The organism is Streptomyces sp. NPDC003016 (assembly GCF_053591455.1).
Genome location: NZ_JBSFTV010000006.1, coordinates 31632 through 48161, shown reverse-complemented (window position 1 = coordinate 48161; position 16530 = coordinate 31632). Strand labels below are relative to the sequence as shown.

General features: G+C 71.9%; 14 protein-coding genes. 12 read left to right on the top strand and 2 right to left on the bottom strand.

Going from position 1 to position 16530, the window contains the following annotated elements:
* Positions 1-3: 3 nt before the first annotated feature.
* Entirely contained in the window at positions 4-1539 is a 1536-nt protein-coding gene (purH, locus tag ACWDZ4_RS06680; protein ID WP_451507351.1) for a bifunctional phosphoribosylaminoimidazolecarboxamide formyltransferase/IMP cyclohydrolase, read from the top strand.
* A 66-nt stretch (positions 1540-1605) separates the two neighbouring features.
* On the opposite strand, the gene ACWDZ4_RS06675 is transcribed toward purH, so the two are convergent.
* Entirely contained in the window at positions 1606-2214 is a 609-nt protein-coding gene (locus ACWDZ4_RS06675; protein WP_451507350.1) for a hypothetical protein, read from the bottom strand.
* Positions 2215-2482: 268 nt separating this feature from the next.
* Here ACWDZ4_RS06675 and ACWDZ4_RS06670 point away from each other — a divergent pair, with 268 nt between their 5' ends.
* From ACWDZ4_RS06670 to ACWDZ4_RS06620, 11 genes are all read left to right on the top strand, one after another.
* Positions 2483-3358, top strand: a complete 876-nt coding sequence (locus tag ACWDZ4_RS06670) for a bifunctional methylenetetrahydrofolate dehydrogenase/methenyltetrahydrofolate cyclohydrolase (protein ID WP_451507349.1) — start codon at positions 2483-2485, stop codon at positions 3356-3358.
* A 20-nt stretch (positions 3359-3378) separates the two neighbouring features.
* Positions 3379-3984 (top strand): DUF3017 domain-containing protein, encoded by a 606-nt coding sequence (locus ACWDZ4_RS06665; protein WP_451507348.1) that lies wholly within the window; start codon positions 3379-3381, stop codon positions 3982-3984.
* Between the two features lie 271 nt (positions 3985-4255).
* On the top strand, positions 4256-5362 hold the full coding sequence (locus ACWDZ4_RS06660) for an XRE family transcriptional regulator (RefSeq protein ID WP_451507347.1): 1107 nt from the start codon (positions 4256-4258) through the stop codon (positions 5360-5362).
* Between the two features lie 325 nt (positions 5363-5687).
* A complete protein-coding gene (locus tag ACWDZ4_RS06655) occupies positions 5688-6677 on the top strand; it encodes a malate dehydrogenase (RefSeq protein ID WP_451507346.1) in 990 nt (329 codons plus the stop codon).
* Positions 6678-6917: 240 nt separating this feature from the next.
* Positions 6918-7370: a hypothetical protein gene (locus ACWDZ4_RS06650; RefSeq protein ID WP_451507345.1), complete on the top strand. Its 453-nt coding sequence runs from the start codon at positions 6918-6920 to the stop codon at positions 7368-7370.
* Positions 7295-8587, top strand: coding sequence for a hypothetical protein (locus tag ACWDZ4_RS06645; protein WP_451507344.1), 1293 nt, complete (start codon positions 7295-7297; stop codon positions 8585-8587). Before ACWDZ4_RS06650 ends, ACWDZ4_RS06645 begins: the two co-directional genes overlap by 76 nt.
* 138 nt (positions 8588-8725) lie before the next feature.
* Complete coding sequence (locus tag ACWDZ4_RS06640) at positions 8726-10228, top strand: aldehyde dehydrogenase family protein (protein ID WP_451507343.1); 1503 nt, start codon at positions 8726-8728, stop codon at positions 10226-10228.
* 75 nt (positions 10229-10303) lie between these two features.
* On the top strand, positions 10304-11836 hold the full coding sequence (locus ACWDZ4_RS06635; protein ID WP_451507342.1) for a GMC family oxidoreductase: 1533 nt from the start codon (positions 10304-10306) through the stop codon (positions 11834-11836).
* Positions 11836-12909: a quaternary amine ABC transporter ATP-binding protein gene (locus ACWDZ4_RS06630; protein WP_451507341.1), complete on the top strand. Its 1074-nt coding sequence runs from the start codon at positions 11836-11838 to the stop codon at positions 12907-12909. Before ACWDZ4_RS06635 ends, ACWDZ4_RS06630 begins: the two co-directional genes overlap by 1 nt.
* On the top strand, positions 12906-14912 hold the full coding sequence (locus ACWDZ4_RS06625; RefSeq protein ID WP_451507340.1) for an ABC transporter permease: 2007 nt from the start codon (positions 12906-12908) through the stop codon (positions 14910-14912). The genes ACWDZ4_RS06630 and ACWDZ4_RS06625 overlap by 4 nt, the downstream gene beginning before the upstream one ends.
* A 57-nt stretch (positions 14913-14969) precedes the next feature.
* On the top strand, positions 14970-15935 hold the full coding sequence (locus ACWDZ4_RS06620) for an ABC transporter substrate-binding protein (protein ID WP_451507339.1): 966 nt from the start codon (positions 14970-14972) through the stop codon (positions 15933-15935).
* A 63-nt stretch (positions 15936-15998) separates the two neighbouring features.
* Here ACWDZ4_RS06620 and ACWDZ4_RS06615 read toward each other — a convergent pair whose 3' ends face one another.
* Entirely contained in the window at positions 15999-16523 is a 525-nt protein-coding gene (locus ACWDZ4_RS06615) for a carboxymuconolactone decarboxylase family protein (RefSeq protein ID WP_451507338.1), read from the bottom strand.
* Positions 16524-16530: the final 7 nt, after the last annotated feature.

Below are 16530 nucleotides of genomic sequence, written 5' to 3'. Positions count from 1 at the left end.
CCCATGCGCCGCGCGTTGGTCAGCGTCTACGACAAGACGGGCCTCGAAGAGCTGGCCCGCGGCCTGCACGAGGCGGGCGTCACCCTGGTCTCCACCGGCTCCACCGCCGGGAGGATCGCCGCGGCCGGCGTCCCGGTCACCAAGGTCGAGGAGCTCACCGGCTTCCCCGAGTGCCTGGACGGCCGCGTCAAGACGCTGCACCCGCGCGTCCACGCCGGCATCCTCGCCGACCTGCGCCTCGACGCGCACCGCACGCAGCTGGAGGAGCTGGGGGTGGAGCCGTTCGACCTCGTGGTCGTCAACCTCTACCCGTTCAAGGAGACCGTCGCCTCCGGCGCGAGTGCGGACGAGTGCGTCGAGCAGATCGACATCGGCGGCCCGTCGATGGTCCGCGCCGCCGCCAAGAACCACCCGTCGGTCGCGGTCGTCACCAGCCCCGAGCGGTACGCCGCCGTCCTCGACGCGGTCAAGGACGGCGGGTTCGACCTGACGGCCCGCAGGCGTCTGGCGGCCGAGGCCTTCCAGCACACGGCGGCGTACGACGTGGCGGTCGCCTCCTGGTTCGCCGCCGACTACGCGGCCGCGGACGACAGCGGCTTCCCGGACTTCCTCGGTTCGGCGTACGAGCGCAAGAACGTCCTGCGGTACGGCGAGAACCCGCACCAGCCCGCGGCGCTCTACACCTCCGGCACGGGCGGCCTCGCCGAGGCGGAGCAGCTGCACGGCAAGGAGATGTCGTACAACAACTTCACGGACACGGAGGCCGCGCGGCGCGCCGCGTACGACCAGACCGAGCCCTGTGTCGCGATCATCAAGCACGCCAACCCGTGCGGCATCGCCGTCGGCGCGGACGTCGCCGAGGCGCACCGCAAAGCGCACGCCTGCGACCCGCTGTCCGCCTTCGGCGGTGTGATCGCCGTCAACCGGCCGGTGTCGGTGGCGATGGCCGAGCAGGTCGCGGAGATCTTCACCGAGGTCATCGTCGCCCCGGGGTACGAGGACGGCGCCGTCGAGGTGCTGGCCCGCAAGAAGAACATCCGCGTGCTGGTCTGCCCCGACGCCCCGTCGGACGTCGTCGAGGTCAAGGCGATCGACGGCGGCGCGCTGCTCCAGGTCACCGACCGGCTCCAGGCCGGGGGCGACGACCCGTCCACCTGGACGCTCGCCACCGGCGAGGCGCTCTCCGACGCCGAACTCGCCGAGCTGGCCTTCGCCTGGCGCGCCTGCCGCGCCGTGAAGTCCAACGCGATCCTGCTCGCCAAGGGCGGCGCGTCGGTGGGCGTCGGCATGGGGCAGGTCAACCGCGTCGACTCCGCGAAGCTCGCGGTGGAGCGCGCGGGCGAGGAGCGCGCGCAGGGGGCGTACGCCGCCTCCGACGCGTTCTTCCCGTTCCCGGACGGGCTGGAGATCCTGCTGGACGCCGGGGTCAAGGCCGTGGTCCAGCCGGGCGGTTCGGTCCGTGACGAGCAGGTCGTCGAGGCCGCGAAGAAGGCGGGCGCGACGATGTACTTCACCGGCACGCGCCACTTCTTCCACTGAGGGACGACGGAAGGCCGCAATCCCCCACGGGATTGCGGCCTTCGCCGTCCGGGTGCGCCCTACGCGTTACGCGCGCTGGCGGTTGAACCACTGTTCGCCGTCGGACTTGGCGAGGAACACGATGATCAGGACGGCCAGGACCGTGTGGACCAGGCCGACCAGGATGAACGGGTAGATGCCGAGCAGAGCGGTGATCGCGCCGAACACGATGGTGGTGATGCGGATGCCGTTGCCGCCGCTGCCGAACTTCACGGCGAGGAAGATCGCGAGTACGCCCCACAGCAGGACCAGGACGGTGCCGCCCCACAGCGCGCCGGACGACATGTCCGCCAGGTCCTGGAACTGGACGTCGTTCCTGAGCGACGGCTCGTTCTTGGCCGCGCTGATGGTGACGGCGGTGAGCCCGAAGAGGATCGCGCCGATGACCTGGAAGCCCGCGATGACGTACAGCATGACGCGGGCGGCCTTCACACCGCCCGGCATCTCCTGCGGCACGCCCGGGTAGCCGCCGTACTGCTGCTGCACCGGCGGAGCCTGCGGGTAGCCGTAACCGGGCTGCTGGCCCTGGGGCGGCACGCCCTGGGGGGCCTGCTGCGGGTAGCCGTAGCCGGGCTGGCCCTGCTGGCCGCCCTGCTGACCCTGGGCGTACGGATTGTTCGGGTCGCCGAAGCTCATGGCGGGGTTCCTCCGTTGGAAGTGCTGGGGACGACGCGGCCGGCGCGGAAGGAACTCTGCCCAACAGACCGGTTCTGCCCCCCGCCGCTGCCCGCGGCACTGCGCGGATCATCGTCGTAGGCCACTCGTCTCCTTGTCCAGCGGGTATCCGTATGTGTTGTGCAAGTGCAACCTCGGGGCCGCGCCGGGGCAGTCCGGGGGCCGTGGGCGCGTCCGGCCGCCGGGGCCTGATTGGAACCCGGACGGGTCCATCCGCGAGGATGGGGGCATGAGCGCCCAGATTCTCGATGGCAAGGCCACCGCAGCCGCGATCAAGTCCGACCTGACCGCCCGCGTGGCGGCTCTGAAGTCCAAGGGCGTCGTCCCCGGGCTCGGTACCGTGCTGGTCGGTGACGACCCCGGCAGCAAGTGGTACGTCGCGGGCAAGCACCGCGACTGCGCCCAGGTGGGCATCGCGTCGATCCAGCGCGAACTGCCCGCGACCGCCTCCCAGGAGGAGATCGAGGCGGTGGTGCGGGAGCTCAACGAGAATCCGGAGTGCACGGGTTACATCGTCCAGCTCCCGCTCCCCAAGGGCATCGACACCAACCGCGTCCTGGAGCTGATGGACCCGGCCAAGGACGCCGACGGCCTGCACCCGATGAGCCTCGGCAAGCTCGTGATCGGCGAGCCCGGCCCGCTGCCGTGCACGCCGTACGGCATCGTCCAGCTGCTCCGTCACCACGGTGTGGAGATCAACGGGGCGAACGTCGTGGTCGTCGGCCGCGGCATCACCATCGGCCGCCCGATGCCGCTGGTGCTGACCCGCAAGTCCGAGAACGCGACGGTGACGCAGTGCCACACCGGCACGCGCGACCTGTCCGCGCACCTCAGGCAGGCGGACATCGTCATCGCCGCGGCGGGTGTGCCGCACCTGATCAAGCCCGAGGACGTCAAGCCGGGCGCGGCCGTGCTCGACGTCGGCGTCAGCCGGGACGAGGACGGCAAGATCGTCGGAGACGTCCACCCGGGCGTCGCGGAGGTGGCCGGCTGGGTCGCCCCGAACCCGGGCGGCGTCGGCCCGATGACCCGCGCCCAGCTGCTGGTCAACGTCGTCGAGGCGGCGGAGCGCGCCGCCGCCGGCGCCGACTCCGCCGCGAGCTGAGCGGGAAGGAAGCGCCACCCATGGCTGCTGGTACAAGCCCGGACGACCCGGCCGCCACCGGGGACGCCGCCGTGGAGGCGGTCGCGCGCGACACGGAAGGCACCGGGGCCGCGGAAGAGGCCCCCGGCACGGACGAACCCCGCGGCTCGCAGGAGCCCCGCGACGCGGAAGAGGCCGAACCGACGGCCAAGGGCGTCGTCAGCGCGCCGGGCCCGGACGGGCCCGTCCGGACCACGCGGCGCTTCCCGATGTTCACCCGGGACACCGCGCGGCCCGAGGGCGGCGAGCGGGCCGCGTCCGGGGACGCCGCGGCCCCGGTCCGGCAGTGGCCGTTCCTGACCGTCCTGGGCACGACCGGGCTCGGGCTGTTCCTCGTCGCGGTCGACGCGTTCGACATCGGTTTCCGCATCGGCACGCTGCTGATCGGCCTGGCCCTGATCTCCGGCGCCGTGATGCGCCGGCTGGTCCCGTCCGTGGGCATGCTGGCCGTGCGCTCGCGCTTCACCGACATGGCGACGTACGGCCTGCTCGGCACCGTCATCGTGCTGCTCGCGATGATGGCCCAGCCCGGACCGTGGCTGGAGTTCCCGTTCCTGGAGGCGGCGGTCCGCTTCACGGTGCGGTAGGGGCGGGGGAGTCCGGCTCCCCGAGGCCGTCCGCGCCGAGCCCGCGCACGGCCGCCGCCACGATGGGCCGATGCTCCGGGGAACCCGGGAGGGGCGCGCAAGGGGAGCACGCCGCATCCCGAACGCTCCCGTGCGCTCCTGCCGCAGGAACTGCCATCCTGGCTTCGCGCATCCCTCTGGGTAGTGCGGACCACGGACCGTGAAGGGTCCGGCAGGGGGGCACGAGAGCACGGGGCACGTCAGGCACGTACGGGGGGACAAGGGGGAAGTTATGCCTCGTTGGAAGGATCTGCCGGAGGAGCTCGACCCACAGGTCAAGGAGTTCGCCGGTCAGCTGCGCCGGCTGGTCGACCGGAGCGGACTCGGCGTCTCGGCGGTGGCGGACCGGACGGGCTACAGCAAGACGTCCTGGGAGCGCTATCTGAACGGCCGGCTGCTCGCGCCCCAGGGCGCGGTCCTCGCGCTGGCCGAGGTGACCGGTACGCACGCGGTCCACCTGACCACCATGTGGGAGCTCGCGGAACGCGCGTGGAGCCGTTCCGAGATGCGCCACGACATGACCATGGAAGCGATCCGCGTCTCGCAGGCGCGCGCCGCGCTGGGCGAGTCCGGCCGGACCGCCGCGCCCGCCATGGGCGGCGGACCGGGCCGGCGCACCGCCACCGACCCGGCCGCCCCCGCCGCGGGCCGGGGCTCCGCCGGTACGGGAACGGGCCCCGGCGCGGGCTCCGCCGGCACGGGCCCGGGCGGGCGTACGCCGCAGGGCTTCGGCATACCGCAGCAGCAGACCGGCAGGGGACCGGGGCGGGGCGCGGGGACAGTGCCGGGTCCGGGGCCGGGTCCGGGCTCGCCGGACGGCCGGCGCGGACACCGGAGGGTCACGATGTTCCTGGCGGGCGCCGTGGGCGCGCTCCTGGTCATAGCGGCCGCCGTACTGCTGACCGACCTCGGCGGCGAGGGCGGGGGCGGGGGCGAGGACCTCGTCCTGGAGGACAAGCCGACGGCCCGGCCGGCCACTTCGGCCCCCGAACTGCCCCTGGGCGTCGAGTGCAGCGGCGACGCCTGTACGGGCAAGGACCCGGAGGCCATGGGCTGCGGCGGTGGGTTCGCCAGGACGACGGCCAGCGCGACCGTGGGCACCTCCCTCGTCGAGGTCCGGTACAGCAAGACGTGCGGGGCGGCGTGGGCGCGTATCACCCGGGCGGCAGCGGGCGACACGGTGCGGATCACGGGGGCCGGGACCGCCAGGGAACAGAACGGCCTGGTCGACGCGGACAAGGACGCGTACACCCCCATGCTCGCCGTCACCGAGGCCGGTGACGTGAAGGCGTGCGCGACCCTGACGTCCGGCGTGAAGGGCTGCACCCCCCAGGAATAGCCGGTGAAAATAGCCGGCGAAGAGGGGGAATGCCCGCGCCCGCACGGGGAAGGCGCATGGCATCCCCCCACGGGTGCGCGGCACCTCGATGGGCGGCCGCCCGCGCTTCCCCCTCCCGCGCGGGCGGCCGCCCGCGTTCGGGGGATGTGCGCTCCACCACACGGGGTCGGGAGATCGTCGCCCCCCGGGTCGGATAGCCTGACCGCTGGATATCTCTTCACGTCAAGATTCAGCCGCCGGACCGGTGTCGGAGTCGGGGCGTACCGGGGATGTCCAGCAACGAGGGGCAGGGACCCCCACCGCCAGCTGTCTTACGGAGATCGCCATGACCCGCACTCCCGTGAATGTCACCGTCACCGGCGCGGCCGGCCAGATCGGCTACGCGCTGCTCTTCCGCATCGCCTCCGGCCACCTGCTCGGCGCGGATGTGCCGGTCAAGCTGCGTCTCCTGGAGATCCCGCAGGGTCTGAAGGCCGCCGAGGGCACCGCCATGGAGCTCGACGACTGCGCCTTCCCGCTGCTCCAGGGCATCGAGATCACCGACGACCCGAACGTCGGCTTCGACGGCGCCAACGTCGCCCTCCTCGTGGGCGCCCGCCCGCGCACGAAGGGCATGGAGCGCGGTGACCTGCTGTCCGCCAACGGCGGCATCTTCAAGCCGCAGGGCAAGGCCATCAACGACAACGCCGCGGACGACATCAAGGTCCTCGTCGTCGGCAACCCGGCCAACACCAACGCGCTCATCGCGCAGGCCGCGGCCCCGGACGTACCGGCCGAGCGCTTCACCGCGATGACCCGTCTGGACCACAACCGCGCGCTGTCGCAGCTGGCGAAGAAGACCGGCGCCCCGGTCTCCGACATCAAGCGCCTCACCATCTGGGGCAACCACTCGGCGACCCAGTACCCGGACATCTTCCACGCGGAGATCGCCGGCAAGAACGCCGCCGAGGTCGTCAACGACGAGCAGTGGCTGGCCGACACCTTCATCCCGACCGTCGCCAAGCGCGGTGCGGCGATCATCGAGGCCCGCGGCGCGTCCTCGGCCGCCTCGGCCGCCAATGCCGCCATCGACCACGTCCACACGTGGGTCAACGGCACGGCGGCCGGCGACTGGACGTCGATGGGCATCCCGTCGGACGGCTCCTACGGCGTCCCGGAGGGCCTCATCTCCTCCTTCCCGGTCACCTGCAAGGACGGCACGTACGAGATCGTCCAGGGCCTGGACGTCAACGAGTTCTCCCGCGCGCGCATCGACGCGTCGGTGCAGGAGCTCAAGGAGGAGCGCGACGCGGTGCGCGAGCTCGGCCTGATCTGATCCCCGATCCCCGTGTTCAGCGTTTCGCGTTTCGCGGATACGCGCCGACGCCCCCGGCAGCCGGTCCGACCGGCCGCCGGGGGCGTCGTCATGTGGCCGGAAGGCCCTCGTCCATGCCCTGGTGGTGAGCGGCCGGCCTGATCGGGTGTCGCCACATGCGCCGCGATGGGTCTGCAGTGTCGTCCCTTTCCTTCCTGACTCGCCTTTTCCCGCGGGCAGTTCGACCGGCCAAGGGGCACGATGACTCAGACGGCGTTACCCGCGCAGTCCGACGGCGGGCAGGACGATCTGCTGGGCCGGCCCCCTGCGCAGCCCGCCGTGAGCGAAGCGAGCCGGCTGCTGTGCGCCGGGGTGTACCTCGACCCCGGCTACCGGGACGCGGTCATCGACGAGCTCTACGTGCACGAAGAACGCATCGCCGCCCCGTCGTACGGTTTCGACGCCGCCCGCGTCCTCGCGCACGCGCTGCGCGCGCGGCGTACCGAACTCACCTGGGCCGCCGGGGTCGTGGCCCTGTGGATCTTCGCGGTCCTGCTGACCGAAGGCATGTTCCTCGCGCTCGTGATGCCCTGCCTCGTGCTCAGCCTCGCCGGGTGGCTCGGGGGCACGGCGGCCGGATGCCGCTGTACCGGCGGATCCCGGCGTTCTTCCTGCGCTGGTACGGGCGGTTCATGCTCGTCAGCGTCCTCCTGACGCTGGTCGACACGGCCCTCGAAGGGAAAGAGGCCGACGGGGGGGAAGACGGGTACGGCAGTTATATCCGGCCCGGCGGAAGCAGTGGGCCCGGGGTCTCGGACAGCTACTCGGACGCCTTGATGGAGCTGTTCACCCACGTCGCTCCGCAGGTCGACTCGCATTCCGCCGGGGGAATCCTCGCGCTGCTCGCCATCCTCGCCGCCGTCGTGGCGCTCCAGCGGGGGCAGTTCGCCCGCACTCTGACCGGTGAACTCTCCCCCCGCCGGTTCCCCGACCACGCGGCCGATCCCGCCGAGCGTTCCTCCGGGCCCCGCTTCGGCCGGCTCGGGCAGCGCATCAGGGAGGAGCAGCACGCCCCGCTGGTCATGTACAACCCCTCCCATCCCTTCTGCGGCGCGGGCCGGTCGTACCAGCCGTGGAATCTCTCCGTCGAGCTCCGTCCGCGTACGGACCGTACGGACCGCGCCCCCCAGGCGATCGACAACGCGGAGATCATCAGGCGCATCGTCCCCCTCGTCGAAAGCCTCCGTGTCCCCTCGCCGCACGGATCGCCGGAGCGCGCGGCCGCCGTGCGGGACCGGTTGCGCGAACTCCGGACCGACGAGTGCGTCTTCCTCCCGGCCACCGGGATCACGCGCCGCGACCGGGCGCCGTACGGCTCCGAGAGCTTCGCGACCCACCGGAGCGGCTCGGTCGAGGAAGGCGGCGAGAGCCGTCGGCACTTCCTGCGGATCCGGGTGGGGGGCTGGAGCGAAGAGGTCGTGGTCACGGTCTTCGTACGGGTCCACACCCAGGGCGGGATGCTGATGCTGGAGGTGGCGCCGCATGTGCTGCTGCCCGTGCGCCAGTTGTTCCAGGAGGCGGACCGGATCGCCCACCGGCACCGGAACAACAGCTGGTTCGGGAAGGCCGCCCGGGCGCTCGCCCACACCCCCGGTTCCCTCGGGCGCTCGCTCGCGACGCTGGGGCGCAGTTACGCCAGTGGCTGGAAGGTGCTCACCGACGGGAGCGGCGGCGCGCTGCCGGACGGGCCCGCGCGCTCCGTGCGTGAGCTGGGCTGCGAGGGGGAAGCGTCGCTCTTCCAGCGGGTCTTCCCCGCCTCCGACGGTGACCTGTACGCCGTGATCGTGGCGGCACCCGCCACCCAGTGGCCGTTGCAGCGGGAGATCCTGGATACGGCGATCGATCACTTCGCTCCCGATGACACATTTTGATCGCTTGCGATACGTAATGTTCGTGATGCGGAGCACTTTCGGCCATCCGTTGCGCATGGTTCTCGCCTATGGGGGGAGGGCTCTCGATCGCCGGTCCTTATCGGCGGAACATATCGGGAACGGAAGGCGAAACGCGACGTGTCGGGACAGCAGACTATTCATGTGGGCGGAAAGTGGCAGGCGGCCACTTCCGGTGCCACGCGCGAGATCATCGACCCCGCGGACGCCAAGCCCTTCGCCGTCGTCGCCGAGGGAGGCGCCGCGGACGTCGACGCCGCGGTGGCGGCGGCCCGTACCGCGTTCGACTCGGGCGAGTGGCCCCGCACCCCGGTGGCCGAGCGGGCCGCGCTGCTGCGGCGCGTCGCCGGGCTGCTCCAGCGGGACCGCGAGGAGATCGCGCTCCTGGAGAGCCGTGACGCCGGGAAGACCCTGGAAGAGGGCCGGGTCGACGTGGACTGCGTGAGCGACGCCTTCCGTTACTTCGCCGACCTCGTCGTGGGCGAGGGCGGCGGCCGGGTCGTCGACGCCGGATCGCCTCGTATCCACAGTGTCGTCGTGCACGAGCCGGTCGGCGTCTGCGCGCTCATCGCACCCTGGAACTACCCGCTGCTCCAGGCGAGTTGGAAGATCGCCCCGGCCCTGGCCGCGGGCAACACCTTCGTGGTCAAGCCGAGCGAGATCACTCCGCTGACCACCGTCGCGCTCATCGAACTGCTGGCCGAAGCAGGGCTTCCGGCCGGTGTCGCCAACCTCGTCACCGGTGCGGGCGACCCCGTCGGCGCGCGCATGGCGGAGCACCCCGATGTCGACCTCGTCTCGTTCACGGGCGGCCTCGCCAGCGGTACGAAGGTCATGCGGGCCGCCGCCGTCACCGTCAAGAAGGTCGCGCTGGAGCTGGGCGGCAAGAACCCCAACGTCGTCTTCGCCGACGCCTGCGCGACCGAGGAGGGCTTCGACACCGCCGTCGACCAGGCCCTGAACGCCGCCTTCATCCACAGCGGCCAGGTCTGCTCGGCCGGCTCCCGGCTCATCGTCGAGGAGTCGGTGCGCGAGCGCTTCGTCGCCGAACTCGCCCGCCGGGCCGCGAAGATCCGCCTCGGCCGCGGCACGGCCGACGGCGTGGAGTGCGGGCCGCTCGTCTCCGCGCAGCAGCTGGCGAAGACCGAGATGTACGTCGCCTCCGCGCTGGAGGAGGGCGCGGTCCTGCGCTCCGGCGGCGCCCGGCCCGAACCGTCCGACGTACGGCCGGCCGACGGCTACTTCTACGCTCCGACCGTCCTCGACCAGTGCCACCGCGAGATGCGCGTCGTACGCGAGGAGGTCTTCGGGCCGGTCCTGACGGTGGAGACCTTCCGTACCGAGGACGAGGCCGTCGCCCTCGCCAACGACACCGAGTACGGCCTGGCCGGCGGCGTGTGGACGGCCGACGCCGGGCGCGCGCGGCGCGTCGCGGGGCGGCTGCGGCACGGCACCGTGTGGATCAACGACTTCCACCCCTACCTGCCGCAGGCGGAGTGGGGCGGCTTCGGCAAGTCGGGCATCGGGCGCGAGCTCGGGCCCGCCGGACTCGCCGAGTACCGCGAGGCCAAGCACGTCTACCAGAACCTGGAACCGCGCCCGGTGCGCTGGTTCGCGGGCTGAGGCCCCCCGCACCCTCCCTCCCCCCATTACGCGACAGCACTTTGTGGCGCCCCGCACGAAGAGGAGCAGCAACCCATGCCCGTATACGACTACGTCGTCGTCGGCGGCGGAACCGCGGGTTCGGTGATCGCGTCCCGGCTCACCGAGGACCCGTCCGTCCGCGTCGCCGTCATCGAAGGCGGTCCCTCCGACGTCGACCGTCCCGAAGTCCTCACGCTGCGCCGCTGGATGGGCCTGCTGGGCGGTGAGCTCGACTACGACTACCCCACCACCGAGCAGCCGCGCGGCAACTCCCACATCCGGCACAGCCGCGCCCGCGTCCTGGGCGGCTGCTCCTCGCACAACACCCTCATCGCCTTCCAGCCGCTGCCGTCCGACTGGGACGAGTGGGCGACCGCCGGCGCCGAGGGATGGGACGCCGCCTCCATGGCGCCGTACTTCCACAAGCTGCGCAACAACATCGTGCCGGTCGACGAGAAGGACCGGAACGCCATCGCCCGCGACTTCGTCGACGCCGCGCGAGGCGCCCTCGGCGTGCCGCGCGTGGAAGGGTTCAACAAGGAGCCCTTCCACGAGGGCGTGGGCTTCTTCGACCTCGCGTACCACCCGGAGGACAACAAGCGCTCGTCCGCCTCGGTCGCGTACCTGCACCCCTTCCTCGACCGGCCGAACCTCCACATCATGCTGGAGACCTGGGCGTACAAGCTGGAGTTCGACGGGACCCGGGCGACCGGTGTGCGCGTCCGGACGAAGGACGGGGAGGAAGTCCTCGTCGAGGCCGGCCGCGAAGTGCTGCTCTGCGCGGGCGCGGTGGACACCCCGCGGCTGCTGCTGCACTCCGGCATCGGTCCGAAGGCCGACCTCGAAGCGCTCGGGATACCCGTCGTGCACGACCTGCCCGGCGTCGGCGAGAACCTGCTCGACCACCCGGAGTCGGTCATCGTCTGGGAGACGGACGGGCCGATACCCGAGAACTCGGCGATGGACTCCGACGCGGGCCTGTTCGTACGGCGCGACGCGGCGAGCCGCGGCCCGGACCTGATGTTCCACTTCTACCAGATCCCGTTCACCGACAACCCCGAGCGCCTCGGCTACGAGCGGCCCGAGCACGGCGTGTCGATGACCCCGAACATCCCCAAGCCGCACAGCCGCGGCCGGCTCTTCCTGACCAGCGCCGACCCGTCCGTGAAGCCCGCCCTGGACTTCCGCTACTTCACGGACGAGGACGACTACGACGCCCGGACACTCGTCGACGGCATCCGCATCGCCCGCGAGATAGCCAAGTCCGAGCCGCTGGCGAAGTGGCTCAAGCGCGAGGTCTGCCCCGGGCCCGAGGTCACCTCCGACGAGGACATCAGTGAGTACGCCCGCAAGGTCGCGCACACCGTGTACCACCCGGCGGGCACCTGCCGCATGGGTGCCGACTGGGACGAACGCGCCGTGGTGTCACCGGACTTGAAGGTCCGCGGCCTCGACGGCATCCGCATCGCCGACGCTTCCGTCTTCCCGACGATGCCCGCCGTGAACCCGATGATCGGGGTCCTGATGGTCGGGGAGAAGTGCGCCGAACTGCTTGCCTCGACAACTGCACCGGGAGGTGATGCGTGATGACCGCTCCTGAACAGACGAACGCCGCCGAACCGGTCTTCTCCGTAAAGAACCTGTGGAAGGTGTTCGGACCGAAGGCGGACCGAATACCCGCCGACACGGACTGCGCCGAACTGTCCGCCGACGAGCTGCGGGCCCGCACCGGCTGCACCGCCGCCGTGCGTGACGTCTCCTTCGACGTGCGCAAGGGGGAGGTCTTCGTCGTCATGGGGCTGTCCGGCTCCGGCAAGTCCACCCTCGTACGCTGCCTGACCCGGCTCGTCGAGCCCACCTCCGGCGCCATCGCCATCGACGGCGAGGACGTCCTGTCCATGGACCGGACGCGGCTGCGCGAACTGCGCCGCCACCGCGCCTCCATGGTCTTCCAGCACTTCGGCCTGTTGCCGCACCGCTCCGTCCTCGACAACGTCGCCTACGGCCTGGAGATCCAGGGCATGGGCCGCTCCGAGCGGCGCGCCAAGGCCGCCGAGGTCGTCGGGAAGGTCGGCCTGGCGGGGATGGAGGAGCGCCGGCCCGGTCAGCTCTCCGGCGGGCAGCAGCAGCGCGTGGGCCTGGCCCGCGCCCTCGCCGTCGACCCCGAAGTGCTGCTCTTCGACGAGCCGTTCAGCGCCCTCGACCCGCTGATCCGCCGCGACATGCAGGAAGAAGTCGTCCGCCTGCACCACGAGGAGGGACGCACCATGGTCTTCATCACCCACGACCTGAGCGAGGCACTGCGGCTGGGCGACCGGATCGCGCTGATGCGGGACGGCCGGATCGTGCAGCTCGGCACCCCGGAGGAGATCGTCGGCGCGCCCGCCGACGACTACGTGCGGGACTTCGTGCGCGACGTACCGCGCGAGCAGGTCATGACCGTACGCTCGGCCATGCGCCCCGCCGACGACGCGCGCGAGACCGAGACCGGTGTGTCCGTCTCTCCCGACGCCACCGTCTCGGCCGCCATCGAGGCCGTCGCCCGCACCGGTGCGCCCGCCCGCGTCATGGAGAACGGGCGCTGCGTCGGCATCGTCGACCACCAGGGGCTGCTCGCCGTCGTCGCGGGCCTGGGCACGACGAAGGCGGTCACCGCATGACGGCGGTCGTCACCGCGCCCGTGGAGGACAAGGCGGCGGCAGGGGGCGCACCGGGCCGGTTCGCCGCTGCCGTACGTCACCGGGCCGGCCGGAAGCTGCTCGCGCTCGCCGTCGCCGCGTTCGTGCTCGTACCGCTCGGCGCCGTGCTGTGGGGCGGCGGCGGCTGGCCCGCCGGCCTGACCGTCGACGTGTCGGGTCCGCTCGACGACGCCAACGCGTGGGTCATCGACCACCGCGACACCCACCCCCTCTTCCTGTACTTCCTGCTGCACCTCTCCAACACCGCCACCGACGCGGTCTCCGCCGTCTACCACGGCCTGAACGCGCTCGGCTGGCCGGGCTTCGCCGCCCTGGCGGTGCTCTTCGCATGGCGCGCCGCCGGACTCGGCCGGCGCGGCGCGAAGACGGCGGGCACCGCGGCCGTCGTGTTCACCGTCTGCGGGCTGCTCGGCATGTGGGACGCCACGCTGCTCACCATCGCGCTGATGGTCGTGGCCGTGGCGCTCGCCTCCGTACTGGGCATCCTGCTCGGGCTGGTGGCCGGACTCTCCGACCGCTTCCACCGGATGCTGCGCCCGGTGCTCGACACGATGCAGGTCATGCCGGCCTTCGCCTACCTGCTGCCGTTCGTGCTCGTCTTCGGCACCGGTACGCCCGCGGCCCTCCTCTGCACGGTCATCTACGCCGCCCCGCCGATGGCCCGCCTCACGGCGCTCGGGCTGCGCGGCGCCGACGCCGGCGTCCTGGAGGCATCGGCCTCGCTCGGCGCGAGCGGATGGCAGCGGCTGTGGACGGCGCGGCTGCCGCTGGCCCGCAAGGAGATGCTGCTCGGCCTCAACCAGACGATCATGATGGCGCTCTCGATGGTCGTCATCGCGGCGCTCGTCGGCGCCGGCGGCCTCGGCGAGGAGGTCTACTCGGCGCTGTCCACGGTCGACGTCGGCAAGGCGCTCTCGGCCGGCGTCCCGATCGTGCTGATCGCGGTCTGGCTCGACCGCACCACCGCGGCGGCGGGCGAGCGGCTCGGCACCGCCGCGCCGGGCGGCTCCCGGCTGCTGCACGGATGGCGCGGCTGGGCGCTGGTCGCGGCGGTCACCGCGGCCACCGCCGCGGCCGGCCGCGCGCTGTCGGCGCGGACCTGGCCGCAAGGCTGGACGTACGACATCTCCACACCCGTCAACAGGGCCCAGGACTGGGCCACCGAGCACCTCGCCTCGGGCATCCCGGTCCTCGGCGGCACGGACGTCTGGTCGGAGAACTTCACGCTGTGGGTGCTCAACCCGCTGCGCGACGGCCTGGTCTGGCTGCCCTGGTGGGCGCTGCTGCTGCTCGTCGCCGCTCTGGCGTGGCTGGCCGGGTCGTGGGCGACCGCGCTCACCTCGACGCTCGCGATGGGCGCCGTCGGCGTGCTCGGCGTATGGACGAAGTCCCTCGACACGCTCTCCCAGGTGATCGCGGCGCTCGTCGTGACGCTGCTGCTGGGCTTCGCGCTCGGCATCGCGGCGGCGCGGGCGGGGCGCTTCGAGCGGTGGATGCGGCCGGTGCTGGACGCGATGCAGACGATGCCGCAGTTCGTGTACCTGATCCCGGTGGTCGCGCTGTTCGGCGTCACGCGCGCGTCCGCGATCATCGCGGCCGTCGTGTACGCGCTGCCCGCCGTCGTCCGCATCACCACCCGGGGCATCAGGGACGTCGACCCGTCCGCGCTGGAGGCCGCACGCTCCCTGGGCGCGAGCCCCCGGCAGCAGCTCCTCCAGGTCCAGCTGCCGCTGGCCCGCCCGGCGCTCCAGCTCGCCGTCAACCAGGGCGTGGTCCTGGTGCTCGCGGTGGTCGTCGTCGGCGGCCTCGTCGGCGGCGGCGCGCTCGGTTACGACGTGGTGAAGGGCCTCTCGCGCGGCGATATGGGCGTCGGCATGACCGCCGGCGCGGCGATCGTCTGCCTCGGACTCGTGCTCGACCGGCTCACCCAGCCCGGCACGGCCCGCGCCCGCTCCCGCGGCTGACCGCCCGCCGGCCCGCCTCCGCCGCCCTCCCCGCCAGAGAAGAGAGACCCCCTCACCATGCGCACGAACACGCGGAAACTCCGTACGGCCACCGCTTGCGCCGCCGCCCTCGGACTGCTCGCGCTCAGCGGGTGCGGAGCCGCCGAGACCGGCAGGAGCAGCGTCGTCGGCGGCACGAAGACCGTCAGGCTGACCGTCCCGTCGTGGGTCGGGGCCCAGGCCAACACCGCTGTGGCGGCGTACCTCCTGGAGGAGGAACTGGGCTACACGGTCAGGACCCAGCAGATGGGCGAGGTCCTCGCGTGGGACGCGCTGTCGAGGGGCAACATCGACGGGATCCTGGAGGACTGGGGCCACCCCGAGGAGGAGAAGCGGTACGTCGACACCAAGAAGACCGTCGTCAGGGGCGGCGGCCTCGGTGTCACCGGGCACATCGGCTGGTTCGTGCCGAAGTACTACGCCGACAAGCACCCGGACGTCACGGACTGGAAGAACCTCAACACGTACGCCGAGGACTTCCGGACCGCGGAGAGCGGCGGCAAGGGCGAGCTCCTCGAAGGATCGCCCGACTACGTCACCAACGACGACGCGCTCATCAAGAACCTGAAGCTGGACCTGAAGACGACCTACGCCGGCTCCGAGGCCAGCCAGATCACGGCCATGCAGAAGTACGCCAAGGCGAAGAAGCCGTTCCTGACGTACTGGTGGACGCCGCAGTGGCTGAACGCCGAGATCGACATGGTCGAGGTGAAGCTGCCCGCGTACAGGGAAGGCTGCGACGCCGTCCCGGAGAAGATCGCCTGCGGCTACCCGAAGACGCCGCTCCAGAAGTTCTTCAACGCGGACTTCGCGAAGAAGGGCGGCAGGGCGGCGGAGTTCCTGAAGAACTTCAGGTGGACGACCGAGCAGCAGAACGAGGTCGCCCTGATGATCGCGGACGAGAAGATGGCGCCCGAGGCCGCGGCCGAGAAGTGGGTCGAGGCGAACGAGTCGACGTGGAAGGCCTGGATGCCGGCGAAGTGAGCGGCGGCCGAGGCGGGGCGAGGGGCCCGCTGCCCGTACCGGCAGCGGGCCCCTCGCCGTGCGTCAGTGCTTCAAGGCGCCCGGGGTGTAGTGGCCCGGGACCATGCGGGTCGTCACGCCGAACCGGTTCCAGGAGTTGATGGCCGTGATCAGGGCCGTCAGCCGGGCCAGCTGGGCCTCGTCGAAGTGCTCGGCGGCCTTCTCCCACACCGCGTCGGGCACGAACCCGTCCGTCAGGACGGTCACGGCCTCGGTGAGTTCGAGCGCCGCGGCCTCCCGCTCCGTGTAGAAGTGCCGGGACTCCTCCCAGGCGGTGAGCTGGATGATCCGCTCGGCCGACTCGCCCGCGGCGAGCGCTTCCCTGGCGTGCATGTCGATGCAGAAGGCGCAGCGGTTGATCTGCGAGGCGCGGATCTTGACCAGCTCGACGAGGACGGGGTCGAGGCCCTTCTTCGCCGCGATCTCGAACGCGATCATGGCCTTGTAGACATCGGGCGCCAGTTTCGCCCAGTCCAGGCGGGGCGGGTGCTCGTGGGCGTACCCGGTGGCCGTGGCGTTCGTGTCTGCCGTCGTCGTGTCTGTGCTCATGGGGACG

Excerpts from the sequence above, each read along its gene's own strand:
- purH (WP_451507351.1), top strand. The coding sequence starts at position 4 with ATGCGCCGCGCGTTGGTCAGCGTCTACGACAAGACGGGCCTCGAAGAG.
- ACWDZ4_RS06675 (WP_451507350.1), bottom strand. The coding sequence starts at position 2,214 with ATGAGCTTCGGCGACCCGAACAATCCGTACGCCCAGGGTCAGCAGGGC.
- ACWDZ4_RS06670 (WP_451507349.1), top strand. The coding sequence starts at position 2,483 with ATGAGCGCCCAGATTCTCGATGGCAAGGCCACCGCAGCCGCGATCAAG.
- ACWDZ4_RS06665 (WP_451507348.1), top strand. The coding sequence starts at position 3,379 with ATGGCTGCTGGTACAAGCCCGGACGACCCGGCCGCCACCGGGGACGCC.
- ACWDZ4_RS06660 (WP_451507347.1), top strand. The coding sequence starts at position 4,256 with ATGCCTCGTTGGAAGGATCTGCCGGAGGAGCTCGACCCACAGGTCAAG.
- ACWDZ4_RS06655 (WP_451507346.1), top strand. The coding sequence starts at position 5,688 with ATGACCCGCACTCCCGTGAATGTCACCGTCACCGGCGCGGCCGGCCAG.
- ACWDZ4_RS06650 (WP_451507345.1), top strand. The coding sequence starts at position 6,918 with ATGACTCAGACGGCGTTACCCGCGCAGTCCGACGGCGGGCAGGACGAT.
- ACWDZ4_RS06645 (WP_451507344.1), top strand. The coding sequence starts at position 7,295 with ATGCCGCTGTACCGGCGGATCCCGGCGTTCTTCCTGCGCTGGTACGGG.
- ACWDZ4_RS06635 (WP_451507342.1), top strand. The coding sequence starts at position 10,304 with ATGCCCGTATACGACTACGTCGTCGTCGGCGGCGGAACCGCGGGTTCG.
- ACWDZ4_RS06630 (WP_451507341.1), top strand. The coding sequence starts at position 11,836 with ATGACCGCTCCTGAACAGACGAACGCCGCCGAACCGGTCTTCTCCGTA.
- ACWDZ4_RS06625 (WP_451507340.1), top strand. The coding sequence starts at position 12,906 with ATGACGGCGGTCGTCACCGCGCCCGTGGAGGACAAGGCGGCGGCAGGG.
- ACWDZ4_RS06620 (WP_451507339.1), top strand. The coding sequence starts at position 14,970 with ATGCGCACGAACACGCGGAAACTCCGTACGGCCACCGCTTGCGCCGCC.
- ACWDZ4_RS06615 (WP_451507338.1), bottom strand. The coding sequence starts at position 16,523 with ATGAGCACAGACACGACGACGGCAGACACGAACGCCACGGCCACCGGG.